We start from the raw sequence: 24,369 nt of genomic DNA, 5'->3' as shown, positions 1-24,369 counted from the left end.
CGGCGTATTAGTACACTTTGGCTTGCCCATCCGGCCGACTCTTGAAGCGTTTATGCAGCCAGAAGTATTGATCGGGAATTTCCCGTATGCGTTCTTCCAAAAAGTCGTTCATGCACTGGGTATCGGCCATCGCATCTTCCGTGGGATAGTTGTCCCAAGGGGGGTAGAACTCCAGTTCAAAGCGGTTGCCCACCCGACGGGCAATGGTGGGTACTACCTTGGCCCGGGCCAGCTTGCTGATGCGGGACAGGCCGGTAATGGTAGCGGCGTCGTTGCCAAAGAATTTGACGAAGACTGAATCACGGGTACCGAAGTCCTGATCCGGCAGGTAAAGGAACGGGGCATGATCCTTGCGCATGGCCTTGATGATGGGGCGTAATCCTTCCCGGCGGGAGACGATATAACAATTGTTGAAACGCTGGCGGCCTGTATAGATCTGCTGATCCATGACAGCATTCTTCTGATGGGAATAGACGCTGACCAGTGGAATGTACTGGTTGAGCGCATACACGCACATCTCAAAGCCGACAAAATGCGGGTAGAACAAGATGACATCTTGTCCTTGCGCACGCAGGTCGGTGACATAGTGCAGGTTCTTGATGGTCACCAGCTTTTTCAAGCGTTCCGGCCGACTCCACCACACCACGCCGTATTCCAAAACCAGCCGCATCATGTAAACAAAGTTGTTGCGAATCAGGCGGCGGCGCTCCGCTGAAGGCAATTCTGGAAAACACAGTTGCAGGTTAATCAGCCCGACGCGGCGGCGTTCTTTCGCCACGGCGTAGGCGATGTAGCCCAGCGCACGTGCCAGCCCACCGATGATCGACATCGGCAGCAGGCGGATCAGCCAGAGTAGCAAGAAGGCAAATTTCATGAGTGTCCTTGGTCTTCGCCCGGCCGACTGACCCCGGCTGGACATTTATAACGGTTGTAGCTCCACAGGTATTGCGCCGGGAAACGACGAATCAGTTGCTCGACGGCCTGGTTGAGCAGGGTGGCATCGTGTTCCTTGTCGCTGGTAAACGGGCTGGGCATGGTATCAATATGCACCACAAAGCCCTGGCAGGCAAACGCTCGCCTACAAACAGCAGAATATCGACGTTGCTGACTTGTGCCAGTCGCGGTACCAGCGTCATGGTGTAGGCAGGTTGGCCGAAAAAGGGCGCCCAGACGCCTTCACCGTTTCCCGGAACCTGATCTGGGAGGATAATGGTCGCCTCGCCGGATTTGAGCGCCTTCATCAGCACACGGACTCCGGCGGCAGAGGCCGGAGCAGTCTTGCCCTTGCCACGTGCACGCCCGGCTTGCATCACGGGTTCCAGCCAGCGCAGTTTGGGTGGGCGATACATGGCGGTGAGCGGGAAGGGCAGGCGTGAACTGATATAACGCCCGGCGATATCATAGCTACCCAGATGCGGGGTGACGAAGATGATGCCGTGCCCCAGCGACAGTGCGCGTTCGACATGTTCCCAGCCATGGCAGGCTTTTACCATGGCGGCAATGTCTTCCGGTTCGCGACACCAGGCAATGGCCAGTTCCAGCGCGCCTTTACCGGTTTCGGCCGCGCTTTGTTTGACGAGGTCGTGAAAAACCTGATAGTTTCCACAGATTTTACTTGACCCAAGATTTTCCTTGAGTCTTGCCGCAAAGCGGGGAGACACATGGTAGGTGAGCCGCCCGAGCACCGCGCCCAGCTGCTGCAGCCATGGCAATGGCAGACGTGCCAGCAGCGACAATAAAAAGTGGACTAGCGTGGACATGTAAGATCCATCGTGATCTAAAGCGGCTTATTTTATCATTACACTGATTTGCATTATTCTGGAATGAACAAGAAATGAGCGAATATCTGTTTACATCGGAATCGGTGTCGGAAGGCCATCCGGACAAAGTGGCAGACCAGATTTCCGATGCCGTCCTCGACGCCATTCTGCGTGAAGACAAGCACGCTCGTGTTGCCGCCGAAACACTGGTCAACACCGGGCTGGTGGTGCTGGCGGGGGAAATTACCACTTCGGCCAACATCGATTACATCAAGGTTGCGCGTGATACCATCAAGCGTATCGGCTACGACAACTCCGAGCTGGGCTTTGATTATCATGGCTGCGCCGTGATGATGTGCTATGACCGCCAGTCGCCGGATATTGCCCAAGGGGTGAATGAAGGTGAAGGCGTCGATCTGGATCAGGGGGCAGGTGACCAAGGCTTGATGTTTGGCTATGCCTGCGATGAAACGCCGACGCTGATGCCGTTCCCGATTTACTACTCGCACCGTCTGGTGCAGCGTCAGGCAGAGTTGCGCAAAGACGGCCGCTTGCCGTGGCTGCGCCCGGATGCCAAGAGCCAGATTACCTGCGTCTACGATGGCGAAACCGGTCTGCCCAAGCGCATCGATACCGTGGTGTTGTCCACCCAGCATAGCCCGGAAATTGATCACGCCACCCTGACCGAAGCGGTGATCGAAGACATCATCAAACCGGTGCTGCCGCCGGAAATGCTGACGGCTGAAACCAAATATCTGATCAACCCGACCGGACGTTTTGTGATTGGCGGCCCGATGGGCGACTGCGGGTTGACCGGGCGCAAGATCATTGTCGATACCTACGGTGGTGCCGCACCGCATGGCGGTGGTGCCTTCTCCGGTAAAGACCCGTCCAAGGTGGACCGCTCTGCCGCATATGCTGGCCGTTATGTGGCCAAGAACATTGTGGCGGCCGGGTTGGCGCGTCAGTGCCAGATTCAGGTTTCTTACGCCATCGGTGTCTCGCAGCCGACGTCGATTTCGGTGGATACTTTTGGCACCAATGTGATCCCGAACGAACAGATCGTCGAACTGGTACGTCAGCATTTCGACCTGCGTCCGAAAGGCATTATCCAGATGCTGGATCTGCTGCGCCCGATCTACTCCAAAACCGCCGCCTATGGCCACTTTGGCCGGGAAGAGCCGGAATTTAGCTGGGAACGTACCGACAAGGTGGAAGCCTTGCGCGCCTCCGCTTGTAAGCGCGGCACTGGCGATGAGCCGTCACAGCAAACCGGAGCCTTGGCTCCGGTTTTTTTGTCTCTGGCTTTTTGCAGGGAAAATCTGACACGCCGTGCCTTTGCCATGGTCTGATAGGCGACAGGTGGCGGCAAGCACGGTTATAATCGCCGCCATATCCGAGGAGCGCTGCAAGGTTTTACCCCGGGCTCGGACTGACTGACTATCCTGTCAAGAACCGCGCTCACCTGACTCAACACCGTGCCGGGCACGGGATGACGGGTGAGCCGCGTCCCTCCCGGCCTCGTGCAAGGATATCTCACGATGGCTGAATTCAACGATTACCACGTTGCCGACATTAACCCGGCCGCTTGGGGCCGCAAAGAACTGGCGATTGCCGAAACCGAAATGCCGGGCCTGATGGCGCTGCGCGAAGAGTACCAGCATCAGCAACCGCTGCGTGGTGCCCGTATCGCCGGTAGCCTGCACATGACCATCCAGACCGGCGTGCTGATCGAAACGCTGGTAGCGCTGGGCGCGGATGTACGCTGGGCCTCCTGCAATATTTTCTCGACACAAGATCATGCTGCTGCGGCAATTGCTGCCAGCAATATTCCGGTTTTTGCCTTCAAGGGTGAAAGTCTGGATGAATACTGGGAGTTCTCGCACAAAATCTTCGAATGGCCGGAAAACCAGCCTGCCAACATGATTCTGGACGATGGCGGCGATGCCACCTTGCTGCTGATGCTGGGTAGCAAGGCTGAAAATGATCCCGGCGTGATCAGCCATCCGTCCAACGAGGAAGAAACCGCGCTGTTTGCCGCCATTGCGCGTCACCTCGAGATCGACCCGCACTGGTATTCCAAGCGTCTGCAGCACATCAAGGGCGTGACGGAAGAAACCACTACCGGCGTGCATCGCCTGTACCAGCTGCAAAAAGATGGCCATTTGCCGTTCCCGGCGTTCAATGTCAATGATTCGGTCACCAAGTCTAAGTTCGACAACCTGTACGGCTGCCGCGAATCGCTGGTAGATGGTATCAAGCGCGCTACTGATGTGATGGTGGCTGGCAAGGTAGCCGTGGTGCTGGGTTATGGCGACGTGGGCAAGGGCTGCGCGCAAAGCCTGCGTGGCCTGGGTGCCACGGTATGGGTGACGGAAGTTGATCCGATCTGTGCGCTGCAAGCAGCGATGGAAGGCTACCGCGTGGTACGCATGGACGATGTGTGCGATCAGGCGGACATCTTTGTGACCACCACCGGTAACGTCTCGGTCATCACCCATGAGCACATGGTGCGCATGCGCAACAATGCAATTGTCTGCAACATCGGTCACTTTGATAGCGAAATCGAAGTCGCCAGCTTGCGTCAGTATCAGTGGGAAAACATCAAGCCGCAGGTCGATCACATCATCTTCCCGGATGGCAAGCGCATCATCCTGTTGGCCGAAGGCCGTCTGGTCAATCTGGGCTGCGCCACGGGGCACCCCAGCTTTGTGATGTCCAACTCCTTTACCAACCGGTGTTGGCACAGATCGAAATCTTTGCCAATGGCAGCCAGTATGGCAAGCAGGTTTATGTGTTGCCGAAGCATCTGGATGAAAAGGTGGCTCGCCTGCACCTGAAGCGCATCGGGGCCAACCTGACGGAGTTGAGCGACGAACAGGCCGCTTATATCAGTGTGCCCAAGGAAGGCCCGTACAAGCCGGATCACTACCGTTATTGATACACGGCAAGTGCGACGGGCAGGGAGTAGTTCCTGCCCGTTTTTGACCGGTCTGGTGCCGGGCGGCCGTGGCGCTTAAGCCGCGACACCGGAGTACATTCGGCCAACTTGCGTGTTCGGCCGGGAGAGAGATCATGAGCGAGCAGAAAAAAACCTTCAGTTTTGAGTTTTTTCCGCCCAAAACGGCAGAAGGCATGGCCAAGCTGCGTACCACGCGTCAGCAACTGGCTCAGTTTCACCCACAGTTTTTTTCCGTCACCTTTGGTGTAAGCGGCACCACGCGTGAGGGCACTCTGGCGACCGTGCTGGAAATCCGCAATGAAGGCTATGCGGCCGCTCCGCACCTGTCCTGCATTGGTTCTACCCGCGACAACATTCGTTCCATCCTGAACGAATACCGTAACCACGGCATTCGTCACATCGTGGCACTGCGGGGCGATATTCCGTCCGGCATGGTTGAGGCAGGAGAATTCCGCTATGCCAACGAGCTGGTGGAGTTTATCCGGGCGGAACATGGCGACCACTTCCATATCGAAGTGGCGGCCTATCCGGAGTTTCACCCGCAGGCCAAATCGGCCGAGGACGACCTGAACAACTTCGTGCGCAAGGCCAATGCAAGCGCCAACTCCGCCATTACCCAGTACTTCTTCAACGCCGATGCTTACTTCCGCTTTGTCGATGAAGTGCGCGCGCGTGGCGTGGAGATTCCGATCGTGCCGGGCATCATGCCCATCGTCAATTTCGGCCAACTCTGCCGCTTCTCCGACATGTGCGGGGCGGAAGTACCGCGCTGGCTGCGCCAACGCATGCAGTCCTACTATGACGATACGGCGTCGATTCGTGCGCTGGGCCTGGATGTGGTGACGGAACTGTGTGACCGGTTGCTGGCCAACGGTGCGCCGGGGCTGCATTTCTACACGCTTAACGCCGCCGGGCTGGTGTCCACCGTGTGGCAGCGTCTGGGGCTGTAACCGCCAGCGCCTGCACGTAACGAACAAGGGCATGTACCGGTTCATCCCGGCCATGCCCTTTTTTGTTGGTCAGCGTACGAGCTAGACCGAGATATGCGACAGCGGCAGTGAGGTGGTGCGTTTGATTTCTTTCAGCACAAAGCTGGATTTGACATCCTGAATGCCCGGAATCATCAATAGCTGATCCATGACGAAACGCGAGAAGTGTTCCAGATCCTGCACATAAACCTGCAGCAGATAATCCATCTCTCCCGTCATGGCCAGACAGTTGATGACTTCCGGCCACTGCTGTACCGCATCGATAAAGCCCTGTACGTGAGTGGTGCCACGTTTTTCCAGCAATACGCGCACATAACCTTGCAGCCCCAGCCCGACCTTGGCCGGATCAAGCAAGGCGACGTACTGGCGGATGACGCCGGATTCTTCCAGCTGCTTGGTAAGCGCAGGCAAGGGGAGGGGGAGAGCGCCACCCGTTCGGCCAACTCGACATTGGTCAGGCGGCCGTTCAGTTGCAGCTCGGCCAGAATGCGCAAATCGGTCTTATCTAGCGTAAGACTTGGCATGGGTATTCCTTTAGGGGCAACGCGCGCCAGAGGGATGCAGTCATGCTGCGGCCTTGGGCGTTGCGGCGACTTGTTGAGTCGTTGTTTGGGGTAATGGTGGTTTCGTTGCGAGCAATGCCTAAGCCAAAACCTTGTGCCAGATTATACGGGCAGTTGGCCTGATGTCTCGGGTAAATGGTTTTGATGAAAGCATAAAATGCCATCATGCTGCGAATCTGTAGTGTTTTGACCAATTACTGATCGTTGCATGTCGGTGAAGTGGCGCATTCGGCAACCCAGGCCCTGAGCCTGAGCGTTGTTTCGCGCGCTGTGCCGGGATTTTGGGCCGGGCTTGTGGCATGGGTTTTTGCAATTTTTTCTTGACGCTGTGCGGCCATTCTGGTCTAATGCGTGGCTCTGACGGTGCTCCAGCACAGTTTGAGGCCAATTAGCTCAGTTGGTAGAGCAACGGATTGAAAATCCGTGTGTCCTTGGTTCGATTCCGAGATTGGCCACCATCAAACCCGCTTGTTACCTAATCAGTTGGCCAATTAGCTCAGTTGGTAGAGCAACGGATTGAAAATCCGTGTGTCCTTGGTTCGATTCCGAGATTGGCCACCAGAATTCGATAACATCCAGGCTATGCTTGGTTGTATCAAGAAAAACCCCGAAAGTTCGCCTTTCGGGGGTTTTTTCATGCGCGGCTGGCACTGGCTCATTGGTTTGGGGGTGGCTGCTGGCCGGTAAGGTGGCTGGAGTCATTCCCAATCGCCATTTGCCAGCTTTGGTGAATAATGGGGTATATATAGGGCAGTTCTTGCTCTGTTGGTAATGCAAATGGACCGTTTCTCGGAAATCAGAGCTTTTGTCACCGTGGCGGAGCTGGGGAGCTTCGTCGCGGCGGCGGAGCGGCTGGAGCTGTCGCGCGCCATGGTCACCAAGCTGGTGTCGGCGCTGGAAACGCGTTTGGGGGTGCGGCTGATGCAGCGTACCACCCGGCGGCTGTCGCTGACCGAGGCCGGGCAAACCTATCTGGCGCAAGCCGGGGCGTTGTTGACGGAACTGGATAACCTGGATGCGGAGTTGTCTCATGGCTCTACGCTGCCGGTAGGGCGGCTGCGTGTCACGGCACCGGTATCGTTTGGCATGCGTTATCTCGGCCGAGCCGTGGCTGGGTTTCATCAGCAGTACCCGGACGTGGACGTGGAGCTGTCGCTGAACGACCGGCGCGTGGATCTGGTGGAGGAGGGGTTTGATCTGGCGATCAGGGTTTCCAGCTTGGCGGATTCCTCGCTGGTGGCGCGCCGTCTGGCGCGTGTGGCCGATGTTTTGTGTGCGGCCCCTTCTTACTTTGCTCGCCGTGGCGTGCCCAAGACAGGCTGAATTGGCGGGGCATGATTGCCTGATCTATACGCTGGCCCAGCAGCCGACGCTGTGGAGTTATACCGATGATGCGGGCAGGCAGGACAAGGTGCGGGTCAACGGGCCGCTACGGGCCAATAATGGCGATATTCTGGCCGATGCTGCCATCCAGGGCATGGGGCTGATCCTGCAGCCGCGTTTTTTGCTGGAAGAGGCGTTACAGGTAAGCAAACTGGTGCCGGTGCTGGAGGCGTATCACTGGTCGGCGCTGGAGCTGTCTGCGGTTTATCCGGTGCGGCGCCATGTACCCGGCAAGGTGCGGGTGTTTGTCGATTACTTGCTGGCGTTTTTCGGCCAACTTTGAGACGAAAAAAAGCCCACCACCGTGGCGGGCTATCAAGGTTGCTGTGTTTGGTGATCAGCTGGCGGTGGCGCTGTCTACGGCAGCTTGTACCGAGGCTTGATCTTCTTCCTTGAGGGTGTCTTCATCCTCGTAGATCTTGCCATTCAGCACGGCGTGCAGGCGATCTTCGTTCAGCGATTTTTCCCAGCGTGCCACGACGATGGTGGCGATGCCGTTACCGATCAGGTTGGTAATGGCGCGGGCTTCGGACATGAAGCGGTCAATACCAATCAGCAAGGCCAGGCCTTCTACCGGCAGCTTGCCGCCCATGGTGGCCAGCGTGGCAGCCGGGGTGATGAAGCCACCACCGGTCACGGCAGCGGCACCCTTGGAGGTGAGCAGCAACACGCCGATGATGCCCAGCTCTTCACCCAGCGACAGTTGTACGTTGGTAGCCTGTGCGATGAACACGGCGGCCATGGTCAGGTAGATGGAGGTGCCGTCCGGGTTGAACGAGTAGCCGGTTGGAATCACCATGCCGACAACCGGTTTGGAGCAGCCCAGTTTTTCCATCTTGTTCATCATGCCCGGTAGCGCGGATTCCGACGACGAGGTACCCAGTACCAGCAGGATTTCATCCTTGATGTACGCCGGTATTTGAAGATGCTGAAGCCGTTGAAGCGTGCAATCAGGCCCAGTACCACAAACACGAAGGCAAAACAGGTGATGTAGACGCACAGCATCAGGAAGCCGAGCTGTTTGAGCGAACCCACTCCGTATTTGCCGATGGTAAAGGCCATGGCACCAAAGGCGCCGATAGGGGCCAGCTTCATCAGCAGGTTGATGACGCCGAACAGGGCGTGGGACAGATCGTCGAGGAACTCGATGACGGCGTCACCGCGCTTGCCCATGTGTGTGAGCGCCAGACCCAGCAGCACGGAGAACAGTAGAACCTGCAGGATTTCACCGGTGGCAAACGCGCCGGTTACCGTGTCAGGAATGATGTGCATCAGGAAATCAACCGTGTTCATTTCCTTGGCACTGGCGGTGAACTTGGCGATGGACTTGGTGTCCAGCGTGCTCGGGTCAACGTTCAGGGCTTAAACCCGGTTGCAGCACATTGACCACTACCAGACCGATAACCAGTGCCAGCGTGGTAACCACTTCAAAGTAAAACAGCGCCTTGACGCCGACGCGGCCCACTTCCTTCATGTTGCCCATCTTGGCAATGCCCACCACCACCGTGGTGAAGATGATCGGGGCAATCATCATCTTGATCAGTTTGATGAAGGCATCCCCTAGCGGTTTCATCTTGGCCGCTGTGGACGGAAAGAATGCCCCCAGCAGGATGCCGATGGCGATGGCGGCAAGTACCTGAAAGTACAGCCGCGCATAAAACGGTTTTTTAGCTTGCATGAACGGTCTCTCTAGCGTTGGTTTTATTCTGGCATTCGGGCTCGAAGTGGCCCTTTTCTCACCATGCTAGCAGCCTGCAAGCCTTGGGCTAATTGCCGAAATCCCTAAGAGGTGGCTTTGTCATGGCCGTTGCTGTCATCCTGCCATCACCATTTATTGGACAGGTCATGCCGTGGGCATTAGTGAAACTGGCGGATGTACGAGGCGATGCCGCCGAGCAACATTTCAATGGCGATGGCGGTAAGGACCAGCCCCATCAGCCGCTCCAGCGCGGTAATGGCTTGTTCGCCCAGCAGTTTTTGCAGTTTGCCGGAGAACAGGAACACCACGGTCGTGACCAGCATGCACAGGGTGAGCGCACCGACCCATTCCAGCATGCGCGTGGGTTCGCGCGTGGACATCAGTAGCACCGTGGCCATGGCAGACGGGGCTAAAATCAGCGGAATGGCAATGGGCACGATGAATGGCTCGGAGTGCATGTGGTCGCCGCCAAACACGCTGCCTTCGCCGGGGAAAATCATCTTGATGGCAATCAGGAACAGAATCACGCCACCGGCAATGCGTACCGATTCGTCGGTCAGGTGCATCACCTCCAGAAAGTCGCGCCCGAAGAACATGAAAATCAGCAGCACGGTGAAGGCGATCAGGCATTCACGCAATACCACGTGCTTGCGGCGTTCCGGTTTGACTTGCTTGAGGGCGGTGATGAACAGCGGAATGTTACCGAGCGGGTCGGTAATCAGGATCAGCAGAATGGTGGCGGAGAGAAAAGAGGTTTCCATGCAGCGGGCCGGGCATCGGTATCTTGAGATGGCGATGATTATGGCACGCGCACCGGCCGGGCAGGAGGGCCTGCCCGGCGATTAGTGCTTATTCCTGCTTGTCAGCAGACGGTTTTTCGCGCCGAGCGCTGCCTGCCACCATCTGGATCATGAACAGGCGGCATTCCAGCGAGCCGTTATACAGCGGCGTACGGCGCTTGGGCGACAGGTGGATCAGTTTCGCCAGGGCGCAGGTCACCGCTGAGCAGATGGACCGTCCAGCTAGGCAAAAATGGTTTTTCAGCCACGTACCCAACTGGGGATACCATGCCGCCAGTGCGTCCTGCTCATCCAGCCGCACGCCGTAGGGCGGGTTGCTGACGATCAGGCCATGCGGCGCGGTCGGGCGGACATCCAGAATATCCTGCACCTTGGTGTCCACGGCGGTGGCGAGCCCGGCCAGTTCCAGATTGTGACGGGTGACGCGGATCATTTCCGCATCGCGGTCGGAACCGGCGATTGCCAGCTTGCATAGCGGTTTTTCGGCCAACCTTGCCTCGTTTTGCAAGGCTTCCCAGCTCAGGGCATCGAATTCGCGCAGTTTCTGGAAGGCAAAGCGGCGCAGGCGCCCCGGTGCCCGCTGTAGCGCGATATCGGCGGCTTCAACCAGAAAGGTGCCGCTGCCGCACAGCGGATCAATCAGCGGCTGGCTGCCATCGTAGCTTAAGCCAGCAGCAGAATGCCTGCCGCCAGGTTCTCGCGGAGCGGCGCTTCGCCGGTTTCCTCGCGCCAGCCACGCTTGAACAGCGGTTCGCCGCTGGTGTCCAGATAGATGATGGCGTGGTCACGGGTGAGGAAGGTGTGGATGCGCATGTCCGGCTGGCGCGTGTCCACGTTGGGCCGCCCGAGTTGTGCCAGGGCGGAAGCGGTCGCAGATGGCGTCTTTGACCGTCAGCGAGATGTAATCGAGGCTGCGCACGGTGGTGCCAATGCCATCGGTCTTGACCTTGATGCTGCGCTGCACGTCAAACCAGCGCGGCCAGTCGATCGACATGGCCAGACGGTTGATGTCGTGTTCGCTGCGATAAGGACCTTCGGCCAACTTGAGCAGAATGCGGCTGGCGGTACGGCTCATCAGGTTGGCGCGCATGATCACGTCCATATTGCCGGAGGCGCGTACGCCGCCATCGGTCGCATCCACGTTTCGCGCCCCGCATGCCGTCAATTCCTTGGCCAGTATGCCTTCCAGCCCGCGCGGACACGGCGCAAACAGGCCGAGTTCAGCGTCTTTCAGTCGCGCTTGTGACATTGCCGGGTAAGCGAAGACGGCGTGTTGCTGCGGGCTTGTGTTGGGCATCGGCCTGGTGGCGCTGTTGACGGCCATGCGGTGTTTCCAGCCGATGCGGTGCTGCCAACGGCTTCAAACCACCGGGTTGACGGTTGTCGCTGTAGTGCCAACGGCTTTGTCGCGTATCTGTGTCGTTAGCGTGCGGTGCGTTGCTGCGCTCGTCACGCTCAAAGCGGCGACCTTCGCCTTGCGGCTTGTCGCCATGGCCGAACAGCGGTTTCGGGCCGGACGGGCCACGGTCCCGGCTGTAAGGTTTGCGTTCGTCATCGCGGCGCTCGAAACGCGGGTTGCTGCCGCGCTCGTCACGCTCGAAACGGCGACCTTCGCCTTGCGGCTTGTCGCTCTGGCCGAACAGTGGTTTCGGGCCGGACGGGCCACGGTCACGGCTGTAAGGTTTGCGCTCGTCATCGCAGCGCTCGGAACGCGGTGCATTGCTGCGCTCGTCGCGTTCAAACCGGCGGCCTTCGCCTTGCGGCTTGTCGCTCTGGCCGAATAGCGGTTTCGGGCCGGATGGGCCACGGTCACGGCTGTAAGGTTTGCGCTCGTCATCACGTCGCTCGAAACGCGGGTTGCTACCGCGCTCGTCGCGTTCAAAGTGGCGGCCTTCGCCTTGCGGCTTGTCGCTCTGGCCGAATAGTGGTTTCGGGCCAGACGGGCCACGGTCCCGGCTGTAAGGTTTGCGTTCGTCATCGCGGCGCTCGAAACGCGGGTTGCTGCTGCGTTCGTCGCGTTCGAAGCGGCGGCCTTCGCCTTGACGCGGTGCCTCTCGGTTGAACGGCGGCTTGGCGCCGGTGGCTGAGTGCTCACGATTGAATGGCTTGCGTTCATCATCGCGGCGTTCGAAGCGTGGAGTGTTGCCTCGTTCGTTTCGTTCGAAGCGGCGACCTTCATCTTGGCGCGGGTTATCGCGGCCAAATGACGGTTTGCCTCCGGCAGGGCCGGGACGCCGTCCAGCGTAGGGTTCGCGTGGAGCGGTGTTGCTGGGGGCGCCCGAGGATGGCTTTTTCTGAATCAACGGGCCGTTGCTGCTGGGTGTTGCTGGCTGCCCGCCATGGCACGAGCCGGTGGCAGGGTCGCGGCTGTTGGTATCGCGGCGCAATTGGGCGCGCTGGCGGGAGCGGAAAGTAGCCATGAAACATCCTTTTTGAACAATGTTTCATTCTATCGTATTTGCTGGCCTGCTGCTTGGTGCCGCCTGTGCTTTCCGGTACCATCTCCGGTTCGATTGCAGCAAAGAAATATCATGTTGGAACAGGCTTTTGCCGCGCGTTTGATCGCCCGGCAGCAACAGCACGGGCGGCACGGTCTGCCGTGGCAGGTGCGCGATGCTTATCGGGTGTGGCTGTCGGAGATCATGCTGCAGCAGACTCAGGTTAGCAGTGTGTTGGGCTACTATGACCGGTTTTTGCAGCATTTCCCCGATATTGCTGCGCTGGCGGCTGCCTCGGTAGACGAGGTGCTGGCGCAATGGAGCGGCCTTGGTTATTACTCGCGCGCGCGCAACTTGCACAAGGCGGCGCAGATGGTGCGCGACGAATTTGGCGGAGTCTTTCCGTGTGAGCGCGAGCAGATAGAACGCTTGCCGGGCGTGGGGCGCTCCACGGCCGCAGCGATTGCCGCCTTTGCTTTTGGCCAGCGGGAAACCATTCTGGATGGTAATGTCAAACGGGTATTGACGCGCTGCTTTGGTATTGAAGGGTTTCCCGGCGAGCGGGCGGTAGAAAAGCGGTTGTGGACGTTGGCCGAAAAGCTGTTGCCGCCACCGCCCGCCGATATGACCGCCTACACGCAAGGGCTAATGGATTTGGGCGCGACGGTGTGTCGCCGTGGCAAACCGGCCTGCGAAAACTGCCCGATGCGTGATGGCTGTGTTGCCTGGCAAAGCGGCCGGACGGCAGAGTTACCCACGCCGCGCCCCAAAAAAGCCTTGCCGACGCGGCATACCGTCATGCTGCTGGCCTGCCACGGACATAAAGTGTGGTTGCAGCGGCGGCCGCCGACCGGAATCTGGGGGGCTTGCTGTCCTTGCCGGAGTTTGACAGCTCGCAAGCGGTGGACGATTGGCTGGCCGCAACCGGTCTGGGCGACGTCTTGCTTAACCGGCCGGAACTGGAACACGTGTTTTCCCATTACCGGTTGATCATTACGCCGTTACCGGTGCGGCTGGAGGCTCTTTCCGCGACGGCGGTAAAGGAGAATAATGGCAATTGGTTTGACCTGTTGGCCGCGCCCGATGCTTACGGCGTGCCAGCGCCGGTACGGCGCTTGCTGCTCAGGTTGGCCGAACAGGTCTGAGCTGTACCGGCCCGGCGGCTTGCCGCCTCCCCAACAACCGAATCAAATGGCCTGACCGCCAAGAACTAGATCGATATGGTTTCCGTAGTCCGCTCCGTGGCCGATACGTTGGTAAGCGCCGCTGATCCGCATCAGTGGCTTGAACAATTGTCCGCGACCTTGTCCGTCGAGGACCGGGTGATGCTGGCGCGCGCCTTTGAGGCCGCGCGTGAGCTGTATCAGGGCAAGCGACTTGCGCATACCGGCGAGGACGTGTTTAGCCATGCCGTGTCAGCCGCTGCCATCGTGGCCGACCTGAACCTGCTGCCCGACGCCATCGCCGCTGCCTTGCTGTTTTGCGTGCCGGATTATCGTGCCGACTGGCAGGAGTGGCTGACCAGCAGCTTTGGCAAGACCGTGGCGGTACTGGTGGATGGTGTCAACGGCGTACGGCGGATTACCGAAATCGCCCGGCTGGACAAGCTGGATACCCCGGAAGAGCGGGCGCGGCAGGCGGAAACCATGCGCAAGATGCTGCTGGCGATGGTGGCAGATATCCGCGTGGTGCTGATCAAGCTGGCCTCGGCGGACCCAGACCATGCATTACCTGCCGCACGTGGCGGATGAAGCTGTGCGTCACAGCATCGCTACCGAAACGCTGGACATCTTCGCCCCGTTGGCCAACCGACTGGGGGTGTGGCAGATCAAATGGGAGCTGGAAGACCTCGGCTTCCGTCATGTCGAGCCGGAAAGCTACAAGAAAATCGCCAAGTTGCTGGACGAGCGGCGGCTGGAGCGTATCGACTATATCGGCCGCGTGCTGGAAGCGCTGCGCAACGAACTGAAAAAAGCCGGTATCAAGGGCGAAGTGGCGGGGCGGCCAAAACATATCTTCTCCATCTGGAAAAAGATGAAGAAGAAAAAACTCGATTTCTCCGAGCTGTACGACATCCGCGCCGTGCGCATCCCGGTGGAAAAACTGCCGGACTGCTACACCGTGCTGGGGCTGATTCACAGCATGTGGCAGCCCATTCCCGGCGAGTTCGACGACTACATTAGCCACCCCAAGGCCAATAACTACCGTAGCCTGCACACCGCCGTGATCGGACCGGAAGACAAGGCGCTGGAGGTACAGATCCGCACCTTCGACATGCACGAACATGCCGAATTCGGCGTGGCCGCGCATTGGCGCTACAAGGAAGGCGGCAAGGGCGATGCGCAGTACGAGGAGAAAATCTCCCGGCTGCGCCAGCTGCTGGACTGGCGTGAGGAAATGTCAGATCGCGAAGGGTTGGCCGAAGCCTTCAAGACCGAGCTGTTTACCGACACCATCTACGTGCTGACGCCGCAAGGGCGGGTTCTGGCGCTGCCGCATGGCGCCACGCCCATCGACTTTGCCTACGCCATCCACTCTGATCTGGGCCACCGCTGCCGTGGCGCCAAGGTGGAAGGGCAGATCGTGCCGTTATCCACGCCGCTGCAAAACGGTCAGCGCGTGGAAATCCTGACCGCCAAGGAAGGCGGGCCGTCGGTCAACTGGCTGCACGACGGCTGGGTGAAAAGCCATCGCGCCATTTCCAAGATTCGGCAGTATATCCGTCTGCAAAATGCCGATACGGTACGTGAAACCGGTCGGCAGCTGTTTGAGCGCGAACTGTCACGCCACCAAGGGATGCAACCCAATTTCAATGCGTTGGCCGAAAAGCTCGGCTACGCCAAGCTGGACGAGCTGTACGGCGCGCTGGGGCATGGCGAACTGACCACGCGCTCGGTTGCTCAGGCGATCGACAGCTTTGCACCGGCGGCGCCCGCCGAGGTCAATCCGGCCAGCCTGATCAGAGCCAGCAAGGGCCATCATGATTCGGGTGGCATTCTGATCGAAGGCGTGGATAACCTGATGACGGTGCTGGCCAAGTGCTGCAAACCGGCACCGCCCGACGCCGTGGTTGGCTTCGTCACCAAGGGACGTGGCATTTCCATTCACCGCGCCAACTGCGTCACGCTCAAGCGCCTGTCGGCTGACGCGCCCGAACGGCTGATCACCGCCGAATGGGGCGACCAGAAAAACAGCGTGTTCCCGATTGATATCGAGGTGCAGTCGCTGGATCGCACCGGCCTGCTGCGCGATATTTCCGACGTGCTGGTGCGGGAAAAGCTCAACCTGATCGCGGTCAACACTCTGTCGCGCGACCTGCATGCCAAGATGGGTTTTACCGTGGAAGTGCGCAACCTCAACGACATCAACCGCGTGCTGGGGCGTATCCGCGACCTGCAAGGCGTGATCGAAGCGCGCCGCGTATAACGATTGGCTAGCCCGGCGCGGGCCATCGCCGTTTAGCTTTTTCGGCCAACCTTGGCAGGGTTGGCCGTTGTGTTTTTTCGAGAGAATTCCATGAGTGAACTGACTCCTGTTGCCCGTCGGGCGCTAGCCATGCTGGACCTGACTAGCCTCAATCCCAACGATACCGCCGACAGCATTGTCGCGCTGTGTCAGCAAGCTCGCAGTGCTGCCGGTACGGTTGCTGCCGTCTGCATCCGGCCTGCTTTTGTGCGACTGGCGCGGCAAACGCTGAACGAACTGGGCCTGGCGCAGGTCCGTGTGGCAACCGTTGCCAACTTCCCGCATGGCTCGGACGATGTGGCGCAGGCCGTGGCAGAAACCCGTGCGGCCATCGCCGATGGCGCCGATGAAGTTGATGTCGTGTTTCCCTATCGGGCATTCCAGCAAGGGCAGGCAGAACTGGCCGCCGAATTGGTGGAAGCCTGCAAGGACGCCTGTGGTGAGAAAACGCTCAAGGTGATACTGGAAACGGGTGAACTGGATAGCCCACGGCAGATTCGGGATGCCAGCCTGCTCGCCATCGCCGGCTTCGCTGATTTCATCAAGACCTCGACCGGCACGGTGGCAGTGGGGTGCACACTGGAAGCCGCCGGTATCATGCTGACCGCTATCCGCGCCAGTGGTGGCCGCTGCGGGTTCAAAGCCGCTTAAGCCAGTTGCAAACGGTGGAGCAGGCTGCCGAGTACATCGATCTGGCCGAGCATGTGATGGGCGCGGAGTGGGTGACGGCCGAGCATTTCCGTTTTGGCTCCTCCCGCTTGCTGACGGCTTTGCAGCACGAAATTAGCGGCGATTGATCAAACCGTAGTAGTACCGGAGCTTACGTAGCGGGCTGGATGTGTGCGATGCAGGTTTGCCAAGTAATAATTGTTGCGATGCAGCAATGACAAAAAAAGCGTTTTGCTAGCGCTGTCAGGCCAGTTACACCAATCCATAGGCCTATTTCAGTGGCCATTTCCCGTGGTTTTGCCCAGGTTTTGAGTGTGTTGTAGAAATGGTCGTGACATTTTATCGTGCACCGCACAAAAATCTTGCCAAGTTCCGCATGCATGGCAGATAATCGAATCTGCATCAGGACGTTGCATGCAATGTGTGCGTTTTGGTGTTGTCTCCTCCATCCTCCTTCTTTAGGTGGAACTTGGCGCAATCAGAATCGATTGCGCTTTTTTTTGCCTGCGCTGGTGGTGTGCGATCCGTCGCCCGCTGAGACAGGAAAAACCACCTATAGACAGCGCCCGACAGGTCATTTCACGCCACAGTTTGTGGTGTTGTTTCTTGTTGTCTCACAAGGGTTTGACAGTCTAAACACCACTGTAATAGAATCCGGAACTTTCAAGAATTACGATGGAAGATTTCCATGAAGACCTTTTCTGCCAAGCCGCATGAAGTAAAGCGCGAGTGGTACGTGGTCGACGCCTCCGATAAGGTGCTGGGCCGCCTCGCGGCTGAGATTGCCCGCCGTCTGCGTGGCAAGCACAAAGCGGAATACACCCCTCACGTTGACACCGGTGATTACATCGTTGTCGTAAACGTTGAGAAATTGCGCGTTACCGGTGCCAAGGCTCAGGACAAAAAATATTACCGTCATACCGGCTACCCGGGTGGTATCTACGAACGCAACTTCACCGAACTGCAAAACCAGTTCCCGGAACGCGTTCTGGAAAAAGCCGTAAAAGGCATGCTGCCGAAGGGTCCGCTGGGCTACGCCATGATCAAGAAGCTCAAGGTGTACTCCGGTACTGAGCACCCGCACACAGCCCAACAGCCCAAAGTGCTGGAAATCTGATTTTAAGGCATAGAAATGAACGGTAAATATTACTACGGCACCGGTCGTCGCAAGAGCTCTGTTGCTCGCGTGTTCATGCAAAAAGGTTCCGGTCAGATTATCGTTAACGGCAAACCTGTTGACGAATACTTTGCTCGTGAAACCGGCCGCATGGTTATCCGCCAGCCGCTGACCCTGACCGAAAACCTCGAATCTTTCGATATCAAGGTAAACGTTGTAGGTGGTGGTGAAACCGGCCAAGCGGGTGCTATCCGTCACGGCATCACCCGTGCCCTGATCGACTTCGACAGCGCCCTGAAACCGGCTCTGTCCACCGCTGGCTTCGTGACTCGCGATGCTCGTGAAGTTGAACGTAAGAAAGTTGGCCTGCGCAAAGCTCGCCGCGCCAAACAGTTCTCCAAGCGTTAATCCGCTTACTTACTGTTTCACAGCAAGCCGCCCACTGGGCGGCTTTTGTTTTGTCTGGTTGTCGGAGAGGGCGGGTGGCAACTTTTGTTGCGTTGCCATGGCGTACTCCTTAGACTTCTGGCTTTGGACCATTTCTCAGAAGGAAGCCCGGAATGATCAAGGTGGGTATCGTCGGCGGCACGGGGTATACCGGAGTCGAATTGTTGCGTTTGCTGGCAGGGCATCCCGAGGCCAAGGTTACGGCTGTGACCTCGCGCAAAGAGGCTGGCATGAAAGTGGCCGACATGTTCCCCAGCTTGCGTGGTCGCGTGGACATCGCCTTCTCCACTCCGGATGAAACGCCGTTGACCGAATGCGACGTGGTGTTTTTTGCCACTCCGCACGGTGTGGCCATGGCGCAGGCGCGCGAGCTGCTGGCGGCGGGCGTCAAGGTGATCGACCCGGCGGCTGACTTCCGTCTGAAAGACCCGGCGGTGTTCCAGCAATGGTATGCGATGGAGCACTCCTGTACCGACCTGTTGGCCGAAGCCGTGTATGGCCTGCCGGAAGTGAATCGTGAAGCGATCAAGCAGGCACGCCTGATCGGTATGGCTTAGCTGCTATCCCACCTCCGTGCAGTTGGGCCTGTTGCCGCTGCTGGAAGGCGGCAAGTCGTTGATTGATACCCAGACGCTGATTGCCGACTGCAAGTCCGGCGTCTCCGGCGCGGGCCGCAAGGCGGCGGTGGGTGGCTTGTTGGCCGAAGCCGGTGACAATTTCAAGGCCTATGGCGTGGCTGGCCACCGTCACTTGCCGGAAATCGAGCAAGGTTTGTCCACCATTCATGGCGCACCGGTGAAGCTGACCTTTGTACCGCACCTCACGCCGATGATCCGCGGGATTCATTCCACCATTTATGCGCGGATTAAGCCGGATGCGCTGGAAACCGACTTCCAGTCCCTGTTTGAACAGCGTTTTGCCGGTGAGCCGTTTGTTGACGTGTTGCCGACTGGCAGCCATCCGGAAACGCGTTCCGTGCGCGGTTCCAACACGGCGCGCATCGCCTTGCATCGCCCGGGAAATGGCGATCTGCTGATCATTCTGGTGGTGGAAGACAATCTGGTGAAGGGGGCTTCCGGTCAGGCCGTGCAGGTAATGAACCTGATGTTCGGCCAACCCGAGAACGCCGGTTTGGACATTGTGCCGTTGCTGCCGTAACGGCATAGCTTGAAAGCTCGCCATCTGCCCTAATATCCGACTAAAATAGTAGGTGATAGCCGGTGGCCGTCGTGTTGCACGATTGGTGGCTGGGCATATGGGAATTTTACTGATTTGCGAGGTTTAACATGACTGCTGCTGCAACCGAAATGCCGTCCCCGATCGCGTTTACCGATAGCGCGTGCAACAAAGTACGCGACCTGATCGCGGAAGAAGGCAATCCTGATCTGAAACTGCGTGTGTTCGTGACCGGTGGTGGTTGCTCGGGCTTTCAGTACGGTTTCACGTTTGATGAAATTGCCAACGAAGATGACACCTCGATCGAGCGTGACGGCGTGACGTTCCCTGGTTGATCCGATGAGCTACCAGTATCTGGTTGGTGCCGAGATCGACTATCAGGAAAGCCCTGGAGGGTTCGCAGTTTGTGATTCGCAACCCGAATGCCACTACCACTTGCGGTTGTGGCTCATCCTTCTCTGTCTGAGTGCCGTCAGACAGGATAAGATAGAAGCCCGGGGTATTGACCCGGGCTTTTTTGTTGAGAGCGCCGATGACCAAGCTGCCACCGATCACCCTGCCCAAGATTGAGTTCAATCGTGAGTTCGCATTCAGCGATGCGGATTTCGAGCGTATCCGCGCACTGATTTACAAGGAAGCGGGCATCGCGCTGAATCCTTCCAAGAAGGATATGGTGTATGGCCGTCTGGTGCGCCGTATCCGCGAATTGAAACTGACCAGCTTTGCTGCCTATGTCGATTTCCTGTCATCGCTGGCAGGCAAGCGCGAGTTCGAGCAATTCGTCAATGCGCTGACCACCAATCTGACGTTCTTTTTCCGTGAAGAGCATCATTTCCCGATTCTGGCCGAGCATCTCAAACAACGTGCCGCCGCCGGGACCAACGACTTGAGCATCTGGTGCGCCGCCGCCTCCACCGGCGAGGAGCCATATTCCCTTGCCATCACTGCGCTGGAGGCTTTTCCGCACGGGCACCGGCCGTCTATTTCGATTCTGGCGACCGACACTGGATACCAGCGTGCTGGAGGTTGGCCGAAAAGGGATTTATCCCGCCGACAAGGTGGCGCGTTTGTTTAAGGCGGGTTATGCCAGCAAGTATTTCGACAAGTTGCCGGATGGGCAATTTCAGGCCAAGGCGGTGCTACGCAACATGATTACCTTCCAGCGGCTGAACCTGATCGAACACAACTGGCTGTTACATAAACAGTTCGATGCCATTTTCTGCCGCAACGTGATGATCTACTTTGACCGCGAGACCCAGTTTGGCGTGCTCAAGCGCTTTGTGCCGTTGCTCAAGCCGGAGGGACTGCTGTTTGTCGGCCATTCGGAGAACTTCTATTTTGCCTCCGAGTATTTCCATCTGCGCGGCAAGACGGTCTACGAGCGCGTGCACAAATCCTGACCGCAGTAGGCGCGGCTGTCCGGGCTATCCCCATTGAGATTGCCCGATGGCGGCGTTACCATCTGACGTTTCAAATGACGGGCAAGGTCGGCTTGCCCGTTTTGTTTGCTGCCGGAGAGGAAAGATGAAAGTCGCGGTTCTGGGGGCGGGCGTGGTCGGGGTATCCACGGCGTGGTTTCTGGCGGAACACGGCCATGAGGTCGTGGTGGTGGACCGGGCCAGTGGCGCCGGGCGGGAAACCAGCTTCGCCAACGGCGGGCAGATTTCCGTCAGTCAGTCCGAACCACCGGGCCAAGCCCTCGGCACCCTTCAAGGCCCTCAAGTGGTTGCTCAAGGAAGATGCGCCGCTGTTGTTCCGTTTACGGCTGGACCCGGCGCAATGGCGCTGGGGCTTGCAGTTCTTGTGGGAATGCCGCCGTAGCCGGGTGCATCACAACATGGTGCAGATGCTCAACCTTGGCAAGTTCAGCCGCGAAACCTTTATTGCCTTGCGCGAACAGACCGGCATCGATTATCAGCAGCTCTCCCGCGGCATTGTCACCTTGCTGTGGTCGCAGCAGGAGGTGGACGAAGCGGCACACACTGCCGCGGTCATGCAGCAGTTTGGGGTCAACAAGCGGCTGATCACGGTCGAGGAGCTGGCCGCGCTGGAACCGGCACTGGCTTAACCGGCACCACGTCTGGCAGGGGCCACCTTCTGCGAAGACGACGAGTCCGGCAACGTACATCTGTTTACCAGCCGGTTGGCCGACATGGCCGCCGCACGCGGGGTGGAGTTCTGCTACGGCACCCGCATCAACGCGCTGGAGCATGACGGTGAGCAGATTGGCGCCATTTCGGTGACGCGCCCGGACGGGGCCTTCGATAGCCTCAAGGCCGATGCCTATGTGCTGGCGCTGGGGAGTTACTCGCCTCTGCTGGCCCGGCCGCTCGGTTTGGCATTGCCGGTTTATCCGCTCAAAGGCTATTCCGCCACCTTGCCGCTGCAGGACGCCTCGGCCGCGCCCATGGTGAGTATCACCGACGAAGAGCACAAGATTTTCATCTCGCGGCTGGGGGACAACCTGCGCATTGCCGGTACGGCTGAACTCAACGGCTACTCCACCGCCCTCAATGCCGTGCGCTGTCAGGCCCTGATCCGACACGGCAAAATGCTGTTTGCCGATGCCTGCCGCTGGAACGAGGCGCGTTTCTGGACCGGCTTGCGCCCGGCGACACCGGGCAACGTGCCGCTGATCGGCCGCACGCGCTATCGCAACCTGTATCTGAATACGGGCCACGGCACGCTGGGCTGGACTGAAGGCCCGGGTTCTGGTCGTGCGCTGGCTGCCATCATTTCCGGGCAACGCCCCCCGGTGGAGTTTGCCTTTACCGGGGTATGAAGCGACAGCCAGTTCTGCTGTCGCACGTCAAGTTGGTAAGCGGTGCTCGTGGTAAGATGCCTAAGCCATTCATCACTGGGGAGAATCGCCATGCGTATCGGAACGCCGCTGAGCAACAGTGCGCTCAAGGTCATGCTGCTGGGCAGCGGGGAACTGGGCAAGGAAGTGGTCATCGCCTTGCAGCGGCTGGGGGTGGAAACCATCGCGGTAGACCGTTATCCCCGGGCCCCCGCCATGCAGGTAGCTCATCATCACTACGTAATAGACATGTCCGATGCGCAGGCATTGCGTCGTCTGGTGGAACAGGTCAAACCGCACCTGATTGTGCCGGAGATCGAGGCCATTGCCACGGACGAGCTGCTGCGTATCGAGGCCGATGGGTTGGCCGAAGTCATTCCGACTGCGCGTGCCGCACATCTGACCATGAACCGTGAAGGCATCCGCTGTCTGGCCGCCGAAGAGTTGGGGTTGCCGACTTCGCCTTACGCGTTTGCCTCCAGTCTGGCCGAATTGCAGGCCGCCATCGATGCCGAGCATCGGCTATCCGTGTCTGGTGAAGCCGGTGATGTCCTCCAGCGGCAAGGGGCAATCGCTGTTGAAAGGCCCGGCAGATGTTGAGGCCGCACGGAACTATGCCGTTAGTGCTTAGCCGGGTCGACAAGGGCCGCGTCATTGTCGAAGGTTTTATCGATTTTGATTATGAAATTACCCAACTGACCGTGCGCGCCAGTGATGGTCAGGGCGGCATTGCCACGCATTTCTGTGCATCGGTTGGCCATCGTCAGCAAAGCGGTGATTACGTGGAAAGCTGGCAGCCGCAGGCGATGAGTGAACTGGCCTTGCAGCGCGCGCGTGACATGGCCAAGGCGGTGACCGAGGCGCTGGGCGGCCGTGGGCTGTTTGGGGTGGAGCTGTTCGTCAAGGGTGATCAAGTGTGGTTTTCCGAGGTCAGCCCGCGTCCGCATGATACCGGGCTGGTGACGCTGGCGACTCAGCGCTTCTCGGAGTTTGATCTGCACGCGCGTGCCCTTCTTGGCTTGCCGGTGGATGCCAGTCTGCAAAGCCCGGGAGCGTCGGCCGTGATCTATGGTGGCATGGCCGCCGCTCGGCATTGCCTACGAAGGGTTGGCCGAAGCGCTGGCCGTGCCGGGCGCGGATATCCGCCTGTTTGGCAAACCGGAAAGTTTTGTGCGCCGTCGCATGGGCGTGGCCGTAGTGCGCGCCGAGGACGTGGAAACCGCCCGCTCGCGCGCGCAGCAAGCCGCCGCCTTGGTCAAACCGGTTAAGGGGGAGTGAACAACATGCAGGAGATGACGCCGTATCAGTTGCTGGGAGGCGAGGGCGTGGTGCGCTGGCTGGTCGACCGCTTCTACGACATCATGGATAGCGACCCGTCGGTCAAGGCGCTGCGTGAGATGCATCCGGCGGATCTGGCGGGATCGCGCCAGAAGCTGTTCATGTTCTTGTCCGGCTGGCTCGGTGGCCCGTCGTTGTACATGGAGGCATTTGGCCATCCGCGCTTGCGCATGCGTCACGCGCCGTTTCCGGTGGACAGCAGTGCGCGCGATCAGTGGATGTACTGCATGAAGAAGGCGGTGGATGAGCTGATGGTGGAGGAGTGGCTGAAACAGAAGCTGATTGAGGCGTTCTACAACACCGCCGATTTCATGCGCAACCAGCCGGAATGAGAGTGTTGTGATGAAAAAAGTCCCGCCGGGCGGGACTTTTTTGTTTAACGCGGGCGGTGGCCGCGCTCGATCAGGACGCCGACGTATTTTACGCCGGGCAAGATGCCCAGTTTGGTGACGGAAACCTTGACCCACGGCGCGCCGAAATCCTCGCGGATCATCTTGGCAATGTATTCGGCCAACGCCTCGATCAGCAGGAAATGTTGTTCGGCCAACGCCTTGCGCAGCCGTTCCACCACCACGCCATAGTGGATGGTGTCGCCAATGTCGTCGCTGTGGCACGGCACCTCGCTGGGGATGCCGATTTCCAGATCCAGTTCAATGGTCTGCGGAGCCTGACGCTCCCATTCGTAGACACCGATAACGGTGTCGGCACGCACTTGGCGCAGAAATATGATGTCCATTCAGTTGCGGCGGTTGGGGTTTGCCGC

General features: G+C 58.8%; 23 protein-coding genes, 2 tRNA genes, 10 pseudogenes and 1 riboswitch. Of the genes and pseudogenes, 24 read left to right on the top strand and 11 right to left on the bottom strand.

Annotation, left to right across the window (positions count from 1 at the left end):
- Positions 1–7: 7 nt before the first annotated feature.
- Together GKE73_RS06125 and GKE73_RS06120 are read right to left on the bottom strand one after the other, a co-directional pair.
- Positions 8–874 (bottom strand): lipid A biosynthesis lauroyl acyltransferase, encoded by an 867-nt coding sequence (locus GKE73_RS06125; protein ID WP_230369445.1) that lies wholly within the window; start codon positions 872–874, stop codon positions 8–10.
- A pseudogene (locus GKE73_RS06120) lies at positions 871–1,760 on the bottom strand (lysophospholipid acyltransferase family protein). The gene GKE73_RS06125 and the pseudogene GKE73_RS06120 overlap by 4 nt, the downstream one beginning before the upstream one ends.
- A gap of 74 nt (positions 1,761–1,834) precedes the next feature.
- Between GKE73_RS06120 and metK the strand changes: the two are divergent.
- From metK to metF, 3 genes and pseudogenes are all read left to right on the top strand, one after another.
- Positions 1,835–2,995, top strand: a pseudogene (gene metK / locus GKE73_RS06115) (methionine adenosyltransferase); the annotation flags it as partial.
- A gap of 157 nt (positions 2,996–3,152) precedes the next feature.
- A riboswitch (S-adenosyl-L-homocysteine riboswitch) is annotated at positions 3,153–3,230 on the top strand.
- Between the two features lie 71 nt (positions 3,231–3,301).
- A pseudogene (gene ahcY, locus GKE73_RS06110) lies at positions 3,302–4,701 on the top strand (adenosylhomocysteinase).
- Between the two features lie 134 nt (positions 4,702–4,835).
- The gene (metF, locus tag GKE73_RS06105; protein WP_230369444.1) at positions 4,836–5,672 is read left to right on the top strand and encodes a methylenetetrahydrofolate reductase [NAD(P)H]; all 837 of its coding nucleotides are present in this window, start codon (positions 4,836–4,838) and stop codon (positions 5,670–5,672) included.
- An 81-nt stretch (positions 5,673–5,753) separates the two neighbouring features.
- Here the strand turns inward: metF and GKE73_RS06100 are convergent.
- Positions 5,754–6,235: pseudogene (locus GKE73_RS06100) on the bottom strand (Lrp/AsnC family transcriptional regulator).
- Positions 6,236–6,656: 421 nt separating this feature from the next.
- Between GKE73_RS06100 and GKE73_RS06095 the strand changes: the two are divergent.
- The 4 genes from GKE73_RS06095 (at position 6,657) to GKE73_RS06080 (ending at position 7,940) form a co-directional block, all read left to right on the top strand.
- A tRNA-Phe gene (locus GKE73_RS06095) sits at positions 6,657–6,732 on the top strand.
- A gap of 27 nt (positions 6,733–6,759) precedes the next feature.
- Positions 6,760–6,835, top strand: a tRNA-Phe gene (locus tag GKE73_RS06090).
- Between the two features lie 210 nt (positions 6,836–7,045).
- Positions 7,046–7,597 (top strand): LysR family transcriptional regulator, encoded by a 552-nt coding sequence (locus GKE73_RS06085; RefSeq protein ID WP_230369443.1) that lies wholly within the window; start codon positions 7,046–7,048, stop codon positions 7,595–7,597.
- A gap of 1 nt (position 7,598) precedes the next feature.
- Positions 7,599–7,940, top strand: a complete 342-nt coding sequence (locus GKE73_RS06080) for a LysR substrate-binding domain-containing protein (protein ID WP_376767284.1) — start codon at positions 7,599–7,601, stop codon at positions 7,938–7,940.
- A gap of 54 nt (positions 7,941–7,994) precedes the next feature.
- On the opposite strand, the pseudogene GKE73_RS06075 reads toward GKE73_RS06080, so the two are convergent.
- From GKE73_RS06075 to GKE73_RS06060, 7 genes and pseudogenes are all read right to left on the bottom strand, one after another.
- Positions 7,995–8,950, bottom strand: a pseudogene (locus tag GKE73_RS06075) (cation:dicarboxylate symporter family transporter).
- A 55-nt stretch (positions 8,951–9,005) separates the two neighbouring features.
- Positions 9,006–9,335, bottom strand: coding sequence for a cation:dicarboxylate symporter family transporter (locus GKE73_RS22670; protein ID WP_280954784.1), 330 nt, complete (start codon positions 9,333–9,335; stop codon positions 9,006–9,008).
- Between the two features lie 179 nt (positions 9,336–9,514).
- Positions 9,515–10,117 (bottom strand): MarC family protein, encoded by a 603-nt coding sequence (locus tag GKE73_RS06070; protein WP_230369441.1) that lies wholly within the window; start codon positions 10,115–10,117, stop codon positions 9,515–9,517.
- An 88-nt stretch (positions 10,118–10,205) separates the two neighbouring features.
- Positions 10,206–10,766: a hypothetical protein gene (locus GKE73_RS25410; protein ID WP_376767412.1), complete on the bottom strand. Its 561-nt coding sequence runs from the start codon at positions 10,764–10,766 to the stop codon at positions 10,206–10,208.
- Between the two features lie 53 nt (positions 10,767–10,819).
- Positions 10,820–10,969 carry a hypothetical protein gene (locus GKE73_RS25405; RefSeq protein ID WP_376767282.1) on the bottom strand — a complete coding sequence of 50 codons (150 nt, stop codon included), beginning with the start codon at positions 10,967–10,969 and terminating at the stop codon, positions 10,820–10,822.
- Positions 10,941–11,405: a THUMP domain-containing protein gene (locus GKE73_RS25400; RefSeq protein ID WP_376767281.1), complete on the bottom strand. Its 465-nt coding sequence runs from the start codon at positions 11,403–11,405 to the stop codon at positions 10,941–10,943. The genes GKE73_RS25405 and GKE73_RS25400 overlap by 29 nt, the downstream gene beginning before the upstream one ends.
- Positions 11,377–12,576, bottom strand: coding sequence for a hypothetical protein (locus GKE73_RS06060; RefSeq protein ID WP_230369440.1), 1,200 nt, complete (start codon positions 12,574–12,576; stop codon positions 11,377–11,379). Before GKE73_RS06060 ends, GKE73_RS25400 begins: the two co-directional genes overlap by 29 nt.
- A 111-nt stretch (positions 12,577–12,687) precedes the next feature.
- On the opposite strand from GKE73_RS06060, the pseudogene mutY reads away from it, so the two are divergent.
- The 17 genes and pseudogenes from mutY (at position 12,688) to GKE73_RS05975 (ending at position 23,938) form a co-directional block, all read left to right on the top strand.
- A pseudogene (mutY, locus tag GKE73_RS06055) lies at positions 12,688–13,739 on the top strand (A/G-specific adenine glycosylase).
- Positions 13,740–13,814: 75 nt separating this feature from the next.
- Positions 13,815–16,020 (top strand): annotated as a pseudogene (locus tag GKE73_RS06045) (RelA/SpoT family protein).
- 90 nt (positions 16,021–16,110) lie between these two features.
- Complete coding sequence (gene deoC, locus GKE73_RS06040; protein WP_230369437.1) at positions 16,111–16,710, top strand: deoxyribose-phosphate aldolase; 600 nt, start codon at positions 16,111–16,113, stop codon at positions 16,708–16,710.
- Positions 16,711–16,715: 5 nt separating this feature from the next.
- Positions 16,716–16,856: a hypothetical protein gene (locus tag GKE73_RS06035; RefSeq protein WP_230369436.1), complete on the top strand. Its 141-nt coding sequence runs from the start codon at positions 16,716–16,718 to the stop codon at positions 16,854–16,856.
- Between the two features lie 560 nt (positions 16,857–17,416).
- On the top strand, positions 17,417–17,845 hold the full coding sequence (rplM, locus tag GKE73_RS06030; RefSeq protein WP_230369435.1) for a 50S ribosomal protein L13: 429 nt from the start codon (positions 17,417–17,419) through the stop codon (positions 17,843–17,845).
- Positions 17,846–17,860: 15 nt separating this feature from the next.
- Entirely contained in the window at positions 17,861–18,253 is a 393-nt protein-coding gene (gene rpsI / locus GKE73_RS06025) for a 30S ribosomal protein S9 (RefSeq protein ID WP_230369434.1), read from the top strand.
- A 152-nt stretch (positions 18,254–18,405) separates the two neighbouring features.
- A pseudogene (gene argC / locus GKE73_RS06020) lies at positions 18,406–19,450 on the top strand (N-acetyl-gamma-glutamyl-phosphate reductase).
- Between the two features lie 149 nt (positions 19,451–19,599).
- Positions 19,600–19,934, top strand: a pseudogene (gene erpA / locus GKE73_RS06015) (iron-sulfur cluster insertion protein ErpA).
- A gap of 66 nt (positions 19,935–20,000) precedes the next feature.
- Complete coding sequence (locus tag GKE73_RS06010) at positions 20,001–20,543, top strand: CheR family methyltransferase (RefSeq protein WP_230369433.1); 543 nt, start codon at positions 20,001–20,003, stop codon at positions 20,541–20,543.
- Positions 20,527–20,868 (top strand): CheR family methyltransferase, encoded by a 342-nt coding sequence (locus GKE73_RS06005; RefSeq protein WP_230369432.1) that lies wholly within the window; start codon positions 20,527–20,529, stop codon positions 20,866–20,868. Before GKE73_RS06010 ends, GKE73_RS06005 begins: the two co-directional genes overlap by 17 nt.
- 124 nt (positions 20,869–20,992) lie before the next feature.
- Positions 20,993–21,289 carry an FAD-dependent oxidoreductase gene (locus tag GKE73_RS06000; RefSeq protein ID WP_230369431.1) on the top strand — a complete coding sequence of 99 codons (297 nt, stop codon included), beginning with the start codon at positions 20,993–20,995 and terminating at the stop codon, positions 21,287–21,289.
- Positions 21,219–21,536 (top strand): FAD dependent oxidoreductase family protein, encoded by a 318-nt coding sequence (locus GKE73_RS05995; RefSeq protein ID WP_230371552.1) that lies wholly within the window; start codon positions 21,219–21,221, stop codon positions 21,534–21,536. The genes GKE73_RS06000 and GKE73_RS05995 overlap by 71 nt, the downstream gene beginning before the upstream one ends.
- Before the next feature lie 12 nt (positions 21,537–21,548).
- Positions 21,549–22,250: an FAD-dependent oxidoreductase gene (locus GKE73_RS05990; protein ID WP_312854544.1), complete on the top strand. Its 702-nt coding sequence runs from the start codon at positions 21,549–21,551 to the stop codon at positions 22,248–22,250.
- 90 nt (positions 22,251–22,340) lie between these two features.
- Positions 22,341–22,868 carry an NAD-dependent epimerase/dehydratase family protein gene (locus GKE73_RS24585; protein ID WP_312854375.1) on the top strand — a complete coding sequence of 176 codons (528 nt, stop codon included), beginning with the start codon at positions 22,341–22,343 and terminating at the stop codon, positions 22,866–22,868.
- Positions 22,862–23,200 (top strand): annotated as a pseudogene (locus GKE73_RS25395) (ATP-grasp domain-containing protein); the annotation flags it as partial. The gene GKE73_RS24585 and the pseudogene GKE73_RS25395, both read left to right, overlap by 7 nt.
- 136 nt (positions 23,201–23,336) lie before the next feature.
- On the top strand, positions 23,337–23,546 hold the full coding sequence (locus GKE73_RS25390; protein WP_376767280.1) for a hypothetical protein: 210 nt from the start codon (positions 23,337–23,339) through the stop codon (positions 23,544–23,546).
- A 5-nt stretch (positions 23,547–23,551) separates the two neighbouring features.
- Positions 23,552–23,938 (top strand): group II truncated hemoglobin, encoded by a 387-nt coding sequence (locus GKE73_RS05975; protein WP_230369429.1) that lies wholly within the window; start codon positions 23,552–23,554, stop codon positions 23,936–23,938.
- Positions 23,939–23,982: 44 nt separating this feature from the next.
- Here the strand turns inward: GKE73_RS05975 and GKE73_RS05970 are convergent, their stop codons facing one another.
- Positions 23,983–24,342 carry a dihydroneopterin aldolase gene (locus tag GKE73_RS05970; RefSeq protein ID WP_230369428.1) on the bottom strand — a complete coding sequence of 120 codons (360 nt, stop codon included), beginning with the start codon at positions 24,340–24,342 and terminating at the stop codon, positions 23,983–23,985.
- Positions 24,343–24,369 lie beyond the last annotated feature (27 nt).

The organism is Paludibacterium denitrificans, from assembly GCF_009707705.1.
In the GTDB taxonomy this organism is placed as follows: Bacteria; Pseudomonadota; Gammaproteobacteria; order Burkholderiales; family Chromobacteriaceae; genus Paludibacterium_A; species Paludibacterium_A denitrificans.
The sequence above is the reverse complement of the archived record's forward strand: the minus strand, read 5'-3'. Positions and strand labels throughout refer to the sequence as shown.